Source organism: Mycobacterium sp. BK086 (assembly GCA_004362315.1).
In the GTDB taxonomy this organism is placed as follows: domain Bacteria; phylum Actinomycetota; class Actinomycetes; order Mycobacteriales; family Mycobacteriaceae; genus Mycobacterium.
In genome coordinates, this window is record SNWL01000004.1 from 607,044 (window position 1) to 623,046 (window position 16,003).

Genomic DNA, 16,003 nt, shown 5'->3' on the forward strand with positions numbered 1-16,003 from the left:
GGTGAGTTGACGCTGTGCTAGTGGTTGACTATTTCGGATTGCCAGCATCATCCCAGTTAGCAGCAACTTTTTTGCTCGGCTGCACCCGCGGCGGCTCCCCCGGCATCTTCGGATAGTTCGGCGGGTAGGGCAGGTCCCCGAGACCGTTGTCCTCATCAGCGGCCATCATCTCCAGCAGCGGATCGATCGACTGCGCAACCGAATCCATGTCGGCCATCGGGTCGCCGCGCTTGGCGATCAACGCCGGCACCGTGGCCATGGTGTAGTCGTCGGGGTCGGCGCTCGCCAGCTCCTCCCAGGTGAGCGGCGTCGAGACAGTGGCGATCGCCGTGGCCCGCACCGAGTAGGCGCTGGCGAACGTGCGGTCGCGGGCATTCTGGTTGTAGTCGATGAACACCCGCTGGCCGCGCTCTTCTTTCCACCACGAGGTGGTCACCAAATCCGGTGCGCGGCGCTCTAATTCGCGCGCCAGGGCGATCCCGGCCCGTCGCACCGCGATGAAATCCCAGTCCGGCCGGATGCGCACGAAAATGTGCACGCCCCGCCCGCCCGAGGTTTTCGGGTAGCCGACCAGTCCTAGCTCGTCGAGCACCGGCTTGAGGATGTCGACGGCGATGGTGCGCGCCTCGGCGAAACCGGTACCCGGTTGCGGGTCGAGATCCACCCGCAGTTCGTCGGGGTGCTCGGTGTCGGGGCAGCGCACTTGCCACGGGTGCAGCGTGACCGTGCCCATCTGGGCGGCCCACAGGATGGCCGACGGGTGGGTCACCTTCAGCGCGTCGGCGGTACGCCCCGACGGGAACGTGACCCGACAGGTCTGCAGGTATTCCGGATGTTTCTCGGGGACCCGCTTCTGGTAGATCTCCTCGCCCTCGATGCCGTCCGGGAAACGCTGGAGATGCGCCGGGCGGTCCCGCAGCGCCGTCAAGAGCGGGCCGGAACCGACGGTGCGGTAGTACTCGACCAGCTTCCCCTTGGTGCCGTTCGACCCGAGTTTGGGAAAGTACACCTTGTCCGGGTTGGTCAGCCGGACGGCGACACCGTCGACGTCGATCTCTTCAGCCTTGGTCGCCACCCTTCCGAAGCTACCGCCCGGCACGCGTAAGAATGAACCGATGCAGCTGCCCGTCAATCCGCCGGTGTCGCCGATGCTCGCCAAGGCGGTCTCCGCCATGCCGCCCGACGCCTCTTACGAGCCGAAGTGGGACGGCTTTCGATCGGTGTGCTTTCGCGACGGTGACGACGTCGTGCTCGGCAGCCGCAACGAAAAGCCGTTGACGCGGTACTTCCCCGAGCTGGTCAGCGCGGCGTTGGCCGAGCTGCCGCCCCGATGCGTGATCGACGGCGAGATCGTCATCGCCACCGAGGCCGGCCTGGACTTCGAGGCTCTGCAACAACGCATTCATCCCGCCGACTCCCGCGTGCGCATGCTCGCCGAGAAGACACCGGCGGCGTTCGTCGCCTTCGATCTGCTCGCGCTCGGCGACGACGACTACACCGGACGGCCGTTCAGTGAGCGGCGCGCCGCGCTCGAGCAGGCCTTGGCCGACGTCGGTCCGTCGTTTCACGTCACACCGGCCACCACCGACGCCGAGGTCGCGCAGCGGTGGTTCTCCGAGTTCGAGGGGGCCGGTCTGGACGGGGTGATCGCCAAACCGCTCACGATCACCTACCAGCCCGACAAGCGGGTGATGTTCAAGGTCAAACACGAGCGCACCGCCGACTGCGTGGTCGCCGGGTACCGGGTGCACAAGTCGGGCGAGGACGCGATCGGTTCGCTGTTACTCGGTCTCTACAAGGACGACGGCATGCTGGCGTCGGTGGGTGTTATCGGCGCCTTCCCGATGGCCGAGCGCCGCCGGCTGTTCACCGAATTACAGCCTCTGGTAACCGAATTCGAGGGCCACCCGTGGAACTGGGCCGCCCACGAGGCCGGCGAACGCACACCGCAGAAGAATGCCGGCTCACGGTGGAACGCCGGCAAGGACCTGTCGTTCGTCCCGCTGCGGCCCGAGCGGGTGGTCGAGGTGCGCTATGACCACATGGAGGGCGAGCGCTTCCGGCACACCGCGCAGTTCAACCGCTGGCGGCCGGATCGCGACCCGCGCTCCTGCACCTACGAACAGCTGGAACGCCCGCTGACGTTCAGCCTCGGCGAGATCATCCCAGGGCTCGAGGCCCGTTAGTCGAGTGAGCCCGGCGGGCGCGAGACACACTGCGCCGAGTACAGCTCCACGCCGAGCTTGTTCATCAGTTCGAGCTGGGTCTCGAGGTAGTCGATGTGGTGCTCTTCGTCGGCCACGATGTCCTCGAAGAGATTGGCGGTCGTGGAGTCCTGCTTCTCGCGACACAGCACGATGGCCGGCTTCAGGCGGTTGACCACTTCGTACTCGAGGGCGAGGTCGCTCTCGAACTGTTCGCGGATCGTCTGGCCGATGTTCAGCGTGCCGATCCGCTGGTAGTTGGGCAGCCCGTCGAGGATCAGGATGCGGTCGGTGACGCGCTCGGCGTGGCGCATCTCGTCGAACGATTCGTCGCGGGTGTGCTTGGCCAGCTCCGTGAAGCCCCAGTTGTCCTGCATCTTCGAGTGCAGGAAGTACTGGTTGATCGCGGTCAGTTCACTCGTCAACTGCTGATTGAGGAGAGTGAGAATCTCGCTGTCGCCCTGCATGACTTTCTCCTGTCAAGTATCGCTGAACCGCAATCAATGCCGTATTGGAAGAACGTAATACATATTCGCCGGATATGCGCCGACTATCGTGGTCAGACGGGTTGTGTTGCTTGAACATTGGCACACGTGAACCGTTGTGGGCAAATAAGATAAGGCTAGGCTGACTTCGGTCGAATTCGGTTAGTCTTGCCTTAGCGAATGGCCGAAATAAGCGGTCGGCTGAGAATTATTCGCGTCCTTTAATTGCACGCGCGTCGGGTAAGCCAATTCCGCTGCGATTTCCCCGGGGTGGGAGGACCGGGGCCGCCTGCGGGTAGTTAGCTTAGGTTAAGCTAACTACCCGCAGGCCTGGGAGCAGAGGACACCGACATGGGACGAGGCATCGGAGGCGCGATGCTGCGCGGCTTCGGGGGGCGCGATCACGTCGCGACCGTGGAGCAGGTCTCCTCCATCGCACCGCACTGCGTCCGCATCACGATGTCGTCACCCACCGTGTTCTCCGACGTCAGTGTCGGGCCGACGGCCTGGCTGCGGTTCTGGTTCCCCGATCCCGACGGCGGAAAGACCGAGTTCCAGCGCGCCTACACCCTGGTGTGGGCCGACCCTGATGCGGGCCGATTCGCCGTCGACGTCGTGCTGCACGAGCCCGCCGGACCGGCCTGCGCCTGGGCATCGACGGCCAAGCCGGGCATGACCATCCCCGTGGTGTCACTGGGGTCGACTCGGTTCGAAGTCCCCGACGAGCTGCCCGCGGGCTTCCTACTGATCGGTGATTCGGCGTCGATTCCGGCGATCAACTCCATCGTGGCGACGCTCCCTCCCGACGTGGACGTCGAGGTGTACCTCGAGCGCCATTGCGACGACGACGAACTCATCCCGCTCACCGAGCATCCGCGCCGCCGCCTGCACTGGGTGACGCGAACGGACGACACCTCACTGGCCGCGGCCATCGAGGACCGGGATTGGTCGAACTGGACCGCCTGGGCCGGGCCCGAGGCCGGTGCGCTCAAGCATCTGCGCAAGCGTCTGAAAGACACCTTCGGGTTCCCGAAGACCGACCTGAAGGCCCAGGCGTATTGGACGCAGGGTCGCGAGATGGGCAGCACCCGCGACGACGAGGCCACGGCGCCGGAGGTCGCAGCGGCGGTACCGGCACCCGCCGTTGCCAAAGGCAAGTGGCGTTCGCAAGCGGGCAAAGACCTTCTGGCGCCGGTGAAGTCGCAGTTGATCGTCGCGGGCGTGCTGCAGGCGCTGCTCACTCTGTTGCAGCTGGCCCCGTTCGTGGTGCTGGTCGAGCTGGCGCAACTGTTGCTCAGCGGCGCGGACCACTCCCGGGTATGGAGCACCGTCACGGTGTTCGTGATACTGCTGACCACCGGCACCACGCTGGGCGCGGTTCTGGTCCTGTGGCTGCACGTGGTCGATATGCGCTTCAGCGCCGAGGTGCGGCGACGCCTGCTGGACAAGCTCGCGCGAATGCCGTTGGGCTGGTTCACCGATCGCGGCTCCGGCTCGGTGAAGAAGCTCATCCAGGACGACACCCTGTCCCTGCACTACCTGGTGACGCACGCGGTGTGCGATGCGGTGGCCGCCGTGGTGGCCCCGATCGCGGTGCTGATCTACCTGTTCTCCGTGGACTGGGCGATGGCGCTGATCCTGTTCCTGCCGATCCTCGTCTACATCGTGACCACCTGGACGATGGTGTATCAGAGCGGGCCCAAGATCGCCGAGGCATCGGCGTGGGCCGAGCGCATGAACGGTGAGTCGGCGGCATTCCTGGAGGGCCAGCCGGTCATCCGCGTCTTCGGCGGTGCGGCCGCGTCGTCATTCCGCAGGCGCCTGGACGACTACATCACCTTCCTCAACGAATGGCAGCGGCCGTTCATCGGCAAGAAGACGTTCATGGATCTAGTCACCCGGCCATCGACGTTCCTATGGCTGATCATCACGGCGGGCACCGGGTTCGTCGTGTCCGGCTGGCTGGCCCCGGCCACGCTGCTGCCATTCCTGGTGCTGGGCACCACGTTCGGCAGCCGCCTACTGGGCATCGCCTACGGCTTGGGCGGTATCAGGGAGGGCACCCAGGCCGCCAAGCGCATTGCGGTGGCGCTCGACGAGACCGAACTGGGCACGCAGGATGGGCCGGCGTCGCCGGCCACGGTCGGGGTGGCGTTCGACGCCGTCACCTTCGGCTACCGTCCCGGCGTCCCGGTCATCCACGACGTCACGCTCGCCCTGAGTCCCGGCACCGTGACCGCGCTGGTGGGCCCGTCCGGTTCGGGCAAATCGACGCTGGCAGCGTTGCTCGCACGGTTCCACGACGTGGACACCGGCGCGATCCGGATCAACGGTCGCGACATCCGGTCACTGACCCCAGACGAGCTCTACACGCAAGTCGGATTCGTGTTCCAGGACGTCCAGCTCGTGGCGGGCACCGTCCGCGACAACATCGCGCTCGCGCGCCCCGACGCCGGCACCGATGAGATCGAGAATGCCGCGCGCAACGCCCAGATCCACGACCGAATCCTGCGGCTGCCCAGGGGGTACGACACCATCCTCGGGGCCGACAGCCAGCTGTCCGGCGGCGAGAAGCAACGCCTGACGATCGCCCGCGCGCTGCTGGCCGACACCCCGATCCTCATCCTCGACGAGGCCACCGCGTTCGCCGACCCGGAATCGGAATACCTTGTGCAACAGGCACTGAGCTCACTGATCCGGAATCGCACCGTGCTGGTGATCGCACACCGGCTGCACACCATCACCGGTGCCGACCAGATCGCCGTGCTCGACCACGGCCGGATCGCGGAGATCGGCACCCACACCGAGCTGCTCGCGTCTGACGGCCGCTACCGTCGGCTGTGGGACAGCCGACTGGCCGGCACGCCCGCCACCAGCGAGGCCGCCCGATGATCCGCAGCCTGATCCGGTTGGTCCCCGCCGACGCTCGCGGGCGCCTCACCACCTACGTTGTGCTGTCACTCATTTCAGTGATTGTGCGCGCGGCGAGCGCGCTGCTGCTCGTGCCGCTCCTGGTCGCACTGTTCAGCCCGCACCCGGCCGACGCGTGGCCCTGGGTGGGCGCGCTGACCGCCGTCACCGCCGGCGGCTGGGTGATCGACATGACGCTCGCGCGGATCGGATTCGGCATCGGCTTCACGCTTGCCGACACCACCCAGCACGCAATGGCCAACCGGCTCACCGAAACTCCGCTTCGGTGGTTCACCGCCGACAACACTGCGACGGCCCGCCAGGCCATCGCGGCCAGCGCGCCCGATCTCGTCGGATTCGTCGCCAACCTGCTCAGCCCGTTCCTCGGGGCCCTGCTGCTGCCCGCCGCGATCACCGTCGGACTCTTCTTGGTCTCCTGGCCGGTAGGGGTGGCCGCCGCGATCGCGCTGCCGTTCATGCTCGGTGCGCTCGCCGCGAGTCAACGGCTGGTCCGCACGGCCGACGCCGCCGACGCGGCCGCGCACAGCGCGCTGACCGAACGCCTCGTCGAGTTCGCGCGCACCCAGCAGGCGCTGCGGGCCAGCCGCCGCGTTACCGCGGCCCGCAGCCAGACCGGTGAAGCCATCGGCGCCGTACGCGGAGCGACTCAGCGGCTGTTGCTGTTCCAGATCCCCGGCCAACTTCTGTTCAGCGTGGCCAGCCAGATCGCGCTGATCCTGCTGGCGGGCACCATCACCACGCTGACCCTGCGCGGTGACCTCGGCGCACCGGCGGCCGTTGCACTGACGATCGTGATGGTGCGGTTCCTCGAGCCGTTCACCGTGCTGGCCGATCTCTCCGGCGCCATGGAGTCCTCCCGCGGACTGCTGGACCGGCTCAACATCGTCACCTCCGCGCCACTTGACACGGCGGCCACAGGCCGGAAGGTACCAGGTGGCGAATCCCATGCGCCCCGAATCGAATTCCGCTCGGTTGGGTTCGGCTACGGGGACACCGAGGTGCTCAGAGACGTCAGCTTCACCCTCGAACCGGCCACCACCACCGCCGTCGTCGGGCCGTCCGGCTCCGGCAAGAGCACGATCCTGTCGCTGATCGCCGGGTTGCACACCCCACTGCGCGGGCAGATCCTCGTCGACGGCACCGACATCACCGAACTCGACGCCGAGGCGCGACGCGCACTGGTCAGCGTGGTGTTCCAGCACCCGTACCTGTTCGACGGAACGATCGCCGACAACATCCGGGTCGGGCATCCCGACGCCGGCGACGACACGATGCACCGCGCGATGGCACTGGCCCGCGTCGACGACATCGTGGAGCGCCTGCCCGACGGTGCGCTGAGCAAGGTCGGCGAAGCGGGCACCGCGCTGTCCGGCGGTGAACGCCAACGCGTCAGCATCGCAAGGGCTTTGGTGAAGCCCGCCGGAGTGCTGCTGATCGACGAGGCCACCAGCGCGCTGGACACCGAGAACGAGGCTTCGATCACACAAGCGATCAGCGACGACCCGCATCAACGCACCCGGGTCATCATCGCCCACCGCCTCGACGCCATCCGCAACGCCGACCAGGTGTTGTTCGTCGACGGCGGCGTGATCGTCGAGCAGGGAGCGATCGACGAACTCACCACGCTCGGTGGGCGATTCGCCGAATTCTGGCGTCAGCAGCAGACCAGCGCCGGCTGGCAGATCGCCGCCGACGCACCTGGTCGGGTATGAGCATTCTTTCCGCCGCCAAGCGGGCGTGGATTCCGCTTGTGCTCGTCGTGGTGCTCGCCGCCGGCGTGTTCGCGGTGTCGCGCGTGCGCGGGATCTTCGGCTCCCATCAGCTTCCTACCTATGCCGGCAGCATGTCCGACGAAAAGCGCAAGTCGGATCCCAAACGCGTTGTCTACCAGGTCTTCGGCCCGCCAGGGACGGTGGCCGACATCAACTATCTCGATGACACCGGGGCCCCGCACCAGGTCAACGGCGCAACGCTGCCGTGGTCGGTGGAGATCGTCACCAACGCGCCCGCGATGGCGGGAAATGTTCTGGCGCAGGGCAACAGCGATTCGATCGGGTGCCGCATCACCGCCGATGGAGAGGTCGAGATGGAACGGACCGCGGACGCGGTGAGTGCCTACATCTATTGCTTTGTGAAGTCGGCATGACATCACCGCCATCGCTGCGGGATCCGCGGCCGCTGCCCCGCTGGATCCGGCGACTGGCCATCCCGATCATCCTGGGCTGGCTGGGCATCGTCGTCGTGTCCAGCATCGCGGTGCCGCCTCTGGAAACCGTCGCCAAGATGCGGTCGGTGCCGATGAGCACGCCGGATGCGCCGTCGGCGCAGGCGATGGAGCGGATGGGCCGGGCGTTCGGGGAATCGGAGTCGGACAGCGTCGTGATGATCGTGTTGGAGGGCGATCAACCGCTGGGCCCGGACGCGCACCACTACTACGACACCATCATTGCGAAGCTGCGTGACGACCCCACCCATGTCACAAACATCCAGGACTTCTGGGGCGATCCGCTGACCGAGGCGGCGGCGCAGAGTGCCGACGGCAAGGCGGTTTACGTTCAGCTGAATCTGGCCGGCAACATGGGGACGACCCAGTCCAATGAGTCGGTGGCCGCGGTGCGTAAGGCGGTCGCCGACACGCCGCCGCCACCCGGAGTCAAGCCCTATGTGACCGGACCTGCTGCGCTGCAGTCGGATATCGAGTCCGCCGGCGCCCACAGCATGGCCAAGATCGCGCTGGTCAGCTTCGCCGTGATCATCGTGATCCTGCTGTTCTTCTACCGGTCGATCGTGACGGTGGTGTTACTGATCGCGACGGTGTTGGTGCAGGTGGCGGCGGCGCGCGGTATCGTGGCCGCACTGGCCTATTCCGAGGTCATCGGATTGTCGACGTTCGCCGTCAATCTGCTTGTCTCGCTGGCGATCGCAGCGGGTACCGACTACGCGATCTTCTTGGTCGGCCGTTATCAGGAAGCGCGCCAGGCCGGTGCGGACCGCGAGGCCGCCTACTACGAGATGTTCAACGGCACGGCCCCCGTGGTGCTGGGATCCGCCCTCACCATTGCCGGCGCGTCGTACTGCTTGAGCTTCACCCGACTGCCCTTCTTCCAGTCGCTGGGTCCCCCGTGCGCGGCCGGCATCGTCGCCGGTGTCGCCGTCGCGCTGACACTGGGCCCCGCCGTCGTGACGGTCGGCAGCCGGTTCGGGCTGCTGGAACCCAAGCGCACCATGCGGATCCGGATGTGGCGCAAGATCGGCGCGGCGACTGTCCGCTGGCCCGGCCCGATCCTCGTCGGCTCGCTGGCCATCGTCCTTCTCGGGCTCGCCGCGCTTCCCGGATACCGCACCAGCTACAACGACACTCGATACATCCCCAAGGACATCCCCGCCAACGAAGGTTTTCAGGCCGCCGACCGCCACTTCAGCCAGGCCCGGATGACTCCCGAAATCCTGCTGGTCCAGGCCGACCACGATCTGCGCAATCCGGCCGACTTCCTCGTCATCGACAAGATCGCCAAGTCGGTCTTCCGGGTTCCGGGTATCGCACGGGTGCAGACGATCACCCGCCCCGACGGTATGCCGATCGCCCACACATCTCTGCCTTTCCTGGTCAGCATGCAGAACGTCGGCATGGTCCAGAACATGAAGCTGATGAAGGACCGGATGGCCGATATGAAGCGGCAGGCCGACGAGATGGGCACCACCGTCGCGACGATGCAGCGCATGTACGACCTGATGTCCCAAATGACCGGCGTGACGCACGATATGGTCGGCCAGACGACCGAACTACAGGGAATCATCCACGAATTACGGGACCGGATAGCCGATTTCGACGATTTCTACCGGCCGATCCGCAACTACCTGTACTGGGAACCGCACTGCTACAACATCCCGCTGTGTTGGTCTACGCGTTCGATATTCGACACGATGGACGGCGTCGACACGATGACCGCCACAACGGACAAGCTCATCGCGAACATGGGCAACTTGGACCGGCTCTTGCCGGAGATGCTCGCCACGGTCCCGCCGATGATCACCACCATGAAGAACATGCAGCAGATGATGCTGACGACGTCCAGCACGATGTCAGGCATGTGGAACCAGCTCGAAGAGCTGAGTCAGAACTCGACGGCCATGGGCAAGGCCTTCGATGACGCCAAGAACGACGACTCCTTCTATCTGCCCCCGGACGTGTTCGACAACCCCGACTTCCAGCGTGGGATGAAGAGTTTCGTGTCGCCGGACGGTAAGTCGGTACGGTTCATCATCTCGCATCGCGGCGATGCCGCCTCGCCCGAAGGCATTTCACACGTCGAACCGATCAAGGTCGCGGCGATCGAAGCCGTCAAGGCCACCCCGCTGGAGGACGCCACGATCTCGCTGGCGGGTACCGCGGCCACCTTCAAGGACATGGACGACGGTTCGAAATACGACCTGCTGATCGCCGGGATCGCGGCGCTGTGCCTGATCTTCATGATCATGGTGGTGATGACGCGCAGCCTGGTCGCGGCGCTGGTGATCGTCGGAACAGTCCTGGTGTCGTTGGGCGCGGCCTTCGGGCTGTCAATCATTCTCTGGCAGTACATCTTCGGCATCGAGCTACATTGGCTGGTGCAGGCGATGGTCGTGATCGCTCTGCTCGCGGTCGGCTCGGACTACAACCTCCTGCTGGTCGCCCGCTTCAAGGAGGAGCTGCCCGGCGGCATCAAGACCGGCATCATCCGTGCGATGGGTGGCACCGGCAGCGTCGTGACGGTGGCCGGGTTGGTGTTCGCCGCCACCATGTCGTCGATGGTGGTCAGCGATCTGCGGATCATCGGCCAGATCGGCACCACGATCGGTCTCGGGCTGCTGCTCGACACCCTTGTGGTGCGTTCGTTCATGACACCGGCGATCGCCGCCCTGTTGGGGCGGTGGTTCTGGTGGCCGATCAACGTGATCCGACCCCGGCCGGCACGTTCGGCGAAAGTCGAGCCCAAGACTTCGGTTACGGTGCACACCTGAGTTAGATTGCGGGCGTGACCCGCGAGGCGTCGGGCGCGGGCCGGTTCGCCCCCAGCCCGTCGGCTGACCTGCACATCGGCAACCTACGCACGGCCGTGCTGGCGTGGCTGTTCGCGCGCTCGACGGGGCGGCGCTTCCTGGTGCGGGTGGAGGATCTCGACGACCGTACCCACGACGACGTGGCACATCAGCAGCTGGCCGATCTGGCCGCCATCGGTGTCACGTGGGATGACCAGCCACAGTGGCAATCCCGGCAGCGGGAGCGCTACGACACGGTGATCGACGGGTTGGCCGACCGCGGCTTGGCGTACGAATGCTATTGCAGCAGAAAAGATATCCTCAGTGCTCCGCGCGCACCGCATGCCCCCGAAGGCGCCTACCCCGGCACCTGTCGCGAATTGACCGATGCCGAACGTGCCGCCAAGCGCGCGGCCGGTCGCCCGCCCGCCCTGCGACTGCGCGCCGACACGGCCGAGTACACGGTCACCGATCTGGTGCACGGCAGCTACACCGGCGTGGTCGACGATTTCGTCTTGCGTCGCGGCGACGGGGTGCCTGCCTACAACCTCGCCGTCGTCGTCGACGACGCGTTATCCGGCATCGACCAGGTGGTGCGGGGTGACGACCTGCTGTCGTCCTCGCCACGACAGGCGTACCTGGCCGACTTGTTGGGCTATCCACGACCGATATACGCCCATGTGCCGATGGTCCTCAACTCCGAGGGCAAGCGGCTGGCCAAGCGCGACGGCGCGGTGACGTTGGCCGAACTCGGCGTGCCGCGGGCGTTTGGGATGATCACCGAGTCGCTGGGCTGGCCGGCCACCGACATGGCCGATCTGCTGGAGCGTTTCGACCCCGCCGAACTCCCCCGCGAACCGTGGGTATATCAACCGGTTTGATCGCAGCCCGACTCGGCCTGTGCCACAGTGTCCTGCATGCCGAAGCAGCAGGAGATCGACGCGGACGTCGTGATTGTCGGGGCGGGGCTTTCGGGCATGATCGCCGCGCGCAAGGTTCTGGAGGCCGGACTGACACCGGTGGTTCTGGAGGCCGACGAGCGCGTCGGCGGACGCATCCTCACCGAGGAGGTCGCCCCGGGTCTGCCCGTCGAACTCGGTGCCCAGTGGATCGGCGACACCCACGAGCGGATGTTCGCGCTGGCGGCCGAGCTGGGGGTCGAGACCTTTCCGCAGTTCGAGGACGGCGAGACGTCCTATGACCTCGTCGGCTCCGGGGTACTGCGGGAGAGCGAGTTTCACGCCCGCTTCGCCGGTGAATTGGCCGAACTCGAACGCGTGCTGCGTCGCCTGGACGAGTTGGCCGTCGAGGTTCCGGTGGAGGCGCCCTGGCTGGCCCCGCGGGCCGCGGAGTGGGATTCGATCACGGCGGGCGCGTGGTACGACGCCCAGGGCCTGACACCGGTCGCCCGCACCCTGCTGGAGATCTGCACGGTCGGGATCCTGGCCGTGCCCACCGCCGAGGTGTCCTTCCTGCATCTGCTGTTCACCATCCAGACCTGCGGGGTGACCTCCGAACTGTTCGCCGAATCCGAGGGCGGCGCCCAGACCACCCGCTTCGTCGGCGGCACCAGCGAGATCCCGCGCCGGTTGGCCGCGCTGATAACCGATCACATCGTGCTCAAGGTTCCGGTTCAGCTCATCGAGCACACCGCGGACAGCGTCACTGTGAGCTGCCGCGGTGGGCTGGTGGCCCGCGGCCGCCGCGTCATCGTCGCCATCTCGCCAACGCTTGCCGGCCGAATCATGTACGACCCGCCGCTTTCCGGGATGCGGGATCAGCTCACCCAGCGGCTGCCCAACGGCTCGTCGATGAAGGCGTTCTTCGTCTATGACGAACCCTTCTGGCGCGCCGACGGTTTGAACGGCCAGCTCATTTCCGATGTCGGCCCGGCCCGGATGTCCAACGACACCTGCCTGCCCGGTGACGACCACGGCGTGATCCTGATGTTCCTGGAAGGCGAGCAGGCCCGCACCTTCGGGCGACTGCCTGAGGACGAGCGCCGGTCGGCGCTGACCGCGGAACTGGTGCGCCACTACGGCAGTAAGGCCGCGAAGCCGGAGTTCTACGTGGACGGCGAATGGGCGGATCGGCAATGGACGCGTGGCTGCTACAACGCCAATCTCGGCCCGCATGTGTGGACGGCATACGGCCCGGCCCTGAGCGCGCCGATCGGCGTGATCCACTGGGCCTCAACCGATACCGCCACGTACTGGAGCGCCTACATGGAAGGGGCGGTCGACGCCGGCGAGCGCGCCGCTCAGGCGGTCATCGAGGAATTGAGCTGATGGTCATTCAATTCCCGTGCGGGTCAGCGGCATTCAACGTCGCCACCACCTGGTCGTAGTCGCCGCGGGCTTCACCGTAGCGCAGGAACTTCACCCGCTCGACCAGGATCTGGTGCGCGTCGGGCTGGCTTTCCAGCAATCCGACGACTTCGTCGACGAATTCCTGCAGCGGCATGGCGAATTCGCTGCTTTCCTGCCCGGGCAGCAGTCCGGTGCGTACCGCGGGCGGCACCAGTTCGACGATCTTGACACTGGTATCGGACAGTTGCAGTCGCACCGACTCGCTGAGCATGTGGATCGCCGCCTTCGAGGCGTTGTAGCTCGGCGTCACCCGCAGCGGCGCGAACGCCAACCCGGAAGACACCGTGACGATCGTCGAATCCGGTTGGCTTTGCAGATGTTCGACGAACGCAGCGATCAGCCGGATCGGTCCGAGCACGTTGGTGGTGACGATGGCCTCAGCGGACTCGAGGAAGGAGGCCGGATGATGCCAGTCCTCGATCGTCATGATGCCGGCCATCGCGATCACCACGTTGAGGTCGGGGTAATCGGCCAGCACCTGATCAGCGGCCTGCCCGATACTGGCCGGATCGCTGATGTCGATGCGCACCGCACCCAATCCGGGGTGTTCGGCGGTGATGGCCTCGAGTTGATCGGCGCGACGGCCGCCCACGATGACGGTATTGCCTTTGGCCTGCAGCGCGAGCGCAAGCGCCAGCCCGATACCGCTGGTGGATCCGGGGATGAGGATGGTGTTGCCCGAGATTTGCATTGCCGATCTCCTTCGCTGAACGAAAACCCATGCCTAGAGTTACCTTTGCGGAACGACATGGCAATGTCGTCATCGCTGACCGCCATGTCCACTACCGGCTAGCGGTAATACCGCAGGAGGACGGATGTCTGGCACGCGCGTGGTCGTGGCCGATGATGATGTGCTGCTGAGGGAGGGGCTGGCCAGCCTGCTCAGCAGATCGGGCCTCGAGGTCGTCGGGCAGGCCGGTGACGGCACCGAGCTGCTGGAGCTGGTGCGCCGGGAGCGCCCTGAGCTTGTGATCACCGATATCCGGATGCCGCCCACGCACAGCACCGAAGGCCTCGACGCGGCCCGGCTCATCAAGGACGAGGCGCCCGGCACCGCGATCCTGGTGCTGTCGGCTCACGTCGACGTCGACCATGCGCTGGAGTTGTTGTCCGGCGGGCACGCGATCGGCTATCTGTTGAAAAGCCGGGTCACCGACGTCAACGACTTTCTCGACACACTGGCCCGCATCGTCAACGGCGCGTCGGTGATCGACCCGGCATTGGTGACCGAACTGGTGTCGGCCAGCAGGCGCAACGACCCGCTTGCCGCGCTGAGCAGTCGGGAACGAGAAGTGCTGGCGCTGATGGCCGAAGGGCTGTCCAACGGCGGAATCGGCAGACGGATCTTCGTCACCGAGGGCACGGTGGAAAAGCACGTCCGCAGCATCTTGACCAAACTGGACCTGCCGGAGACCAACGACGACCATCGCCGGGTGCGCGCGGTGATCGTCTATCTCGAATCACTCTGAGCCCCAACCAGTTAGGGGCGTCCGACCAACTCCCGGACCGCCTGGGTGGAGAAGGCGAATTTCGGCAGGAAGCCGGATACCGGGCTCACGGCGATCAAGTCGGTGAGATCGGCTTCGGCATGCGTGGAGATCAGGATCATGGCGGACGCCGGCGCCCCCACATCGTGCAGCGCCTTCACGACGTCGAATCCGCTTTCGGCTCCCAGATCGACGTCGACGAGCGTCACATCCGGCCGAAGTTCCTGATAGCTGCGCAGGGCGTCAGCGGTGTTCGAGGCCATGCCGACCACGGCGATGCCGCCGCGCTGCAGGATCGTGCTGGCGGTGGTGCGGAACTGAGCGCTGTCATCGACGATCAAACAGCGCATGCGAACCTCCCAAGCCGAACATGTGTTTCAGGATGGCAGAACCGGTCGGGGCTTGGCATTGCTGCTAGCGGTAAAGCTCGCTTTGCAGGTACCCGATCGGCGGATGCCCCTTACCATCGATCCCAAACCATGACACCCACACGTGATCGCCTGCTGGCGTTGCTGATCCGCCCGACCCCGCCGCCGCTGGTGTGGGGCGTGCTCACCGCCATCGCGTTCATCGCCGCGGAGACCGCGATCGTGCATCTCCTGAAAAGGGTGGCCCCCGACAACGCCTTCGGGGCGATCTTCCTGCTGGGGGTCCTGGTGGTCTCGGCGGGGTGGGGCTTCGGACTGGCGGTGGCCACCTCGGTGGCCAGCGCGATGGCCTACGTGTGGTTCCACGTCAACGAGGGCACGGGCAGCCTGATCCCGGCGGTGGTGGTGTTCCTGACCCTGGCGGTGCTGACGAACGTGCTTGTCGGCCAGGCCCGGCTCCGCGCGGCCGAGGCCATGCGCATCAGCGCCGAGCTGCAGGCCTCCCGGGCGCGCATCGTCTCGGCCGCCGACCAGGCCCGTCGCGGATTCGAACGCGACCTGCACGACGGCGCACAGCAGCGCATCGTGTCGCTCGGGCTGGAGCTGCGGGCGCTGGAGGCCTCGGTCCCCGAGGAACTGCCCGAGCTGCGCGCACAGCTCGGCGCGATCATCGAGGGCCTGGCCCAGCTGCATACCGACCTGCAGGAGCTCTCGCGGGGCATTCACCCCGCGATCCTGTCCAGGGGTGGTCTCGGACCGGCGATCAAGACCCTGGCCCGGCGCTCGGCGGTCCCGGTCGCCCTCGACCTCGATGTCGACCGGCGGCTGCCCGAATCCGTCGAGGTCGCCGCCTACTACGTGGTCGCCGAGGCCCTCACCAACGCCGCCAAACACGCGCAGGCCGACGAGGTGACCGTGTGGGCACGGGTGACCGACACCGAGCTGGCGCTGCGGATCGCCGACGACGGCATCGGGGGCGCCGGCCATGGCGGTGGGTCCGGCTTGATCGGGCTCAAGGACCGCGTCGAGGCATTGTCCGGACGCCTCGGCATCGTCAGTGCCACCGGCGCCGGAACGACGATCAGCGTGAACATCCCGCTGCCCTCTGGGGGCTAGCCCTACCCGCGAATGTGCAGCTAG

The 16,003-nt window shown here is 66.4% G+C and carries 13 protein-coding genes; 9 read left to right on the forward strand and 4 right to left on the reverse strand.

Annotated elements, in window-relative coordinates:
- Positions 1–28 precede the first annotated feature (28 nt).
- On the reverse strand, positions 29–1,075 hold the full coding sequence (gene ligD, locus EV580_RS13700; protein WP_133691713.1) for a non-homologous end-joining DNA ligase: 1,047 nt from the start codon (positions 1,073–1,075) through the stop codon (positions 29–31).
- A 40-nt stretch (positions 1,076–1,115) separates the two neighbouring features.
- On the opposite strand from ligD, the gene EV580_RS13705 reads away from it, so the two are divergent.
- Positions 1,116–2,186, forward strand: coding sequence for an ATP-dependent DNA ligase (locus EV580_RS13705; protein ID WP_133691714.1), 1,071 nt, complete (start codon positions 1,116–1,118; stop codon positions 2,184–2,186).
- On the opposite strand, the gene bfr is transcribed toward EV580_RS13705, so the two are convergent.
- Positions 2,183–2,671 carry a bacterioferritin gene (gene bfr, locus EV580_RS13710; RefSeq protein ID WP_071948782.1) on the reverse strand — a complete coding sequence of 163 codons (489 nt, stop codon included), beginning with the start codon at positions 2,669–2,671 and terminating at the stop codon, positions 2,183–2,185. The genes EV580_RS13705 and bfr overlap by 4 nt on opposite strands.
- Positions 2,672–3,040: 369 nt before the next feature.
- Here bfr and EV580_RS13715 point away from each other — a divergent pair, with 369 nt between their 5' ends.
- Genes EV580_RS13715 through EV580_RS13740 form a run of 6 tightly spaced genes read left to right on the forward strand, consistent with a single transcriptional unit; the run spans position 3,041 to position 12,927 of the window.
- Positions 3,041–5,581, forward strand: coding sequence for an ABC transporter ATP-binding protein/permease (locus EV580_RS13715; RefSeq protein ID WP_133691715.1), 2,541 nt, complete (start codon positions 3,041–3,043; stop codon positions 5,579–5,581).
- On the forward strand, positions 5,578–7,332 hold the full coding sequence (locus EV580_RS13720; protein ID WP_133691716.1) for an ABC transporter ATP-binding protein: 1,755 nt from the start codon (positions 5,578–5,580) through the stop codon (positions 7,330–7,332). Before EV580_RS13715 ends, EV580_RS13720 begins: the two co-directional genes overlap by 4 nt.
- Complete coding sequence (locus EV580_RS13725; protein WP_133691717.1) at positions 7,329–7,766, forward strand: MmpS family transport accessory protein; 438 nt, start codon at positions 7,329–7,331, stop codon at positions 7,764–7,766. Before EV580_RS13720 ends, EV580_RS13725 begins: the two co-directional genes overlap by 4 nt.
- A complete protein-coding gene (locus EV580_RS13730; protein WP_133691718.1) occupies positions 7,763–10,621 on the forward strand; it encodes an MMPL/RND family transporter in 2,859 nt (952 codons plus the stop codon). The genes EV580_RS13725 and EV580_RS13730 overlap by 4 nt, the downstream gene beginning before the upstream one ends.
- A gap of 14 nt (positions 10,622–10,635) precedes the next feature.
- Complete coding sequence (gene gluQRS, locus EV580_RS13735; protein WP_133691719.1) at positions 10,636–11,520, forward strand: tRNA glutamyl-Q(34) synthetase GluQRS; 885 nt, start codon at positions 10,636–10,638, stop codon at positions 11,518–11,520.
- Between the two features lie 36 nt (positions 11,521–11,556).
- Complete coding sequence (locus EV580_RS13740) at positions 11,557–12,927, forward strand: flavin monoamine oxidase family protein (RefSeq protein WP_133691720.1); 1,371 nt, start codon at positions 11,557–11,559, stop codon at positions 12,925–12,927.
- A gap of 7 nt (positions 12,928–12,934) precedes the next feature.
- Here the strand turns inward: EV580_RS13740 and EV580_RS13745 are convergent, their stop codons facing one another.
- Complete coding sequence (locus EV580_RS13745; RefSeq protein WP_133691721.1) at positions 12,935–13,699, reverse strand: SDR family oxidoreductase; 765 nt, start codon at positions 13,697–13,699, stop codon at positions 12,935–12,937.
- Between the two features lie 124 nt (positions 13,700–13,823).
- Here EV580_RS13745 and EV580_RS13750 point away from each other — a divergent pair, with 124 nt between their 5' ends.
- Positions 13,824–14,477: a response regulator gene (locus tag EV580_RS13750; RefSeq protein ID WP_133691722.1), complete on the forward strand. Its 654-nt coding sequence runs from the start codon at positions 13,824–13,826 to the stop codon at positions 14,475–14,477.
- Positions 14,478–14,488: 11 nt separating this feature from the next.
- On the opposite strand, the gene EV580_RS13755 is transcribed toward EV580_RS13750, so the two are convergent.
- A complete protein-coding gene (locus EV580_RS13755) occupies positions 14,489–14,845 on the reverse strand; it encodes a response regulator transcription factor (RefSeq protein WP_133691723.1) in 357 nt (118 codons plus the stop codon).
- A 129-nt stretch (positions 14,846–14,974) separates the two neighbouring features.
- On the opposite strand from EV580_RS13755, the gene EV580_RS13760 reads away from it, so the two are divergent.
- The gene (locus EV580_RS13760) at positions 14,975–15,979 is read left to right on the forward strand and encodes an ATP-binding protein (RefSeq protein ID WP_133691724.1); all 1,005 of its coding nucleotides are present in this window, start codon (positions 14,975–14,977) and stop codon (positions 15,977–15,979) included.
- Positions 15,980–16,003: the final 24 nt, after the last annotated feature.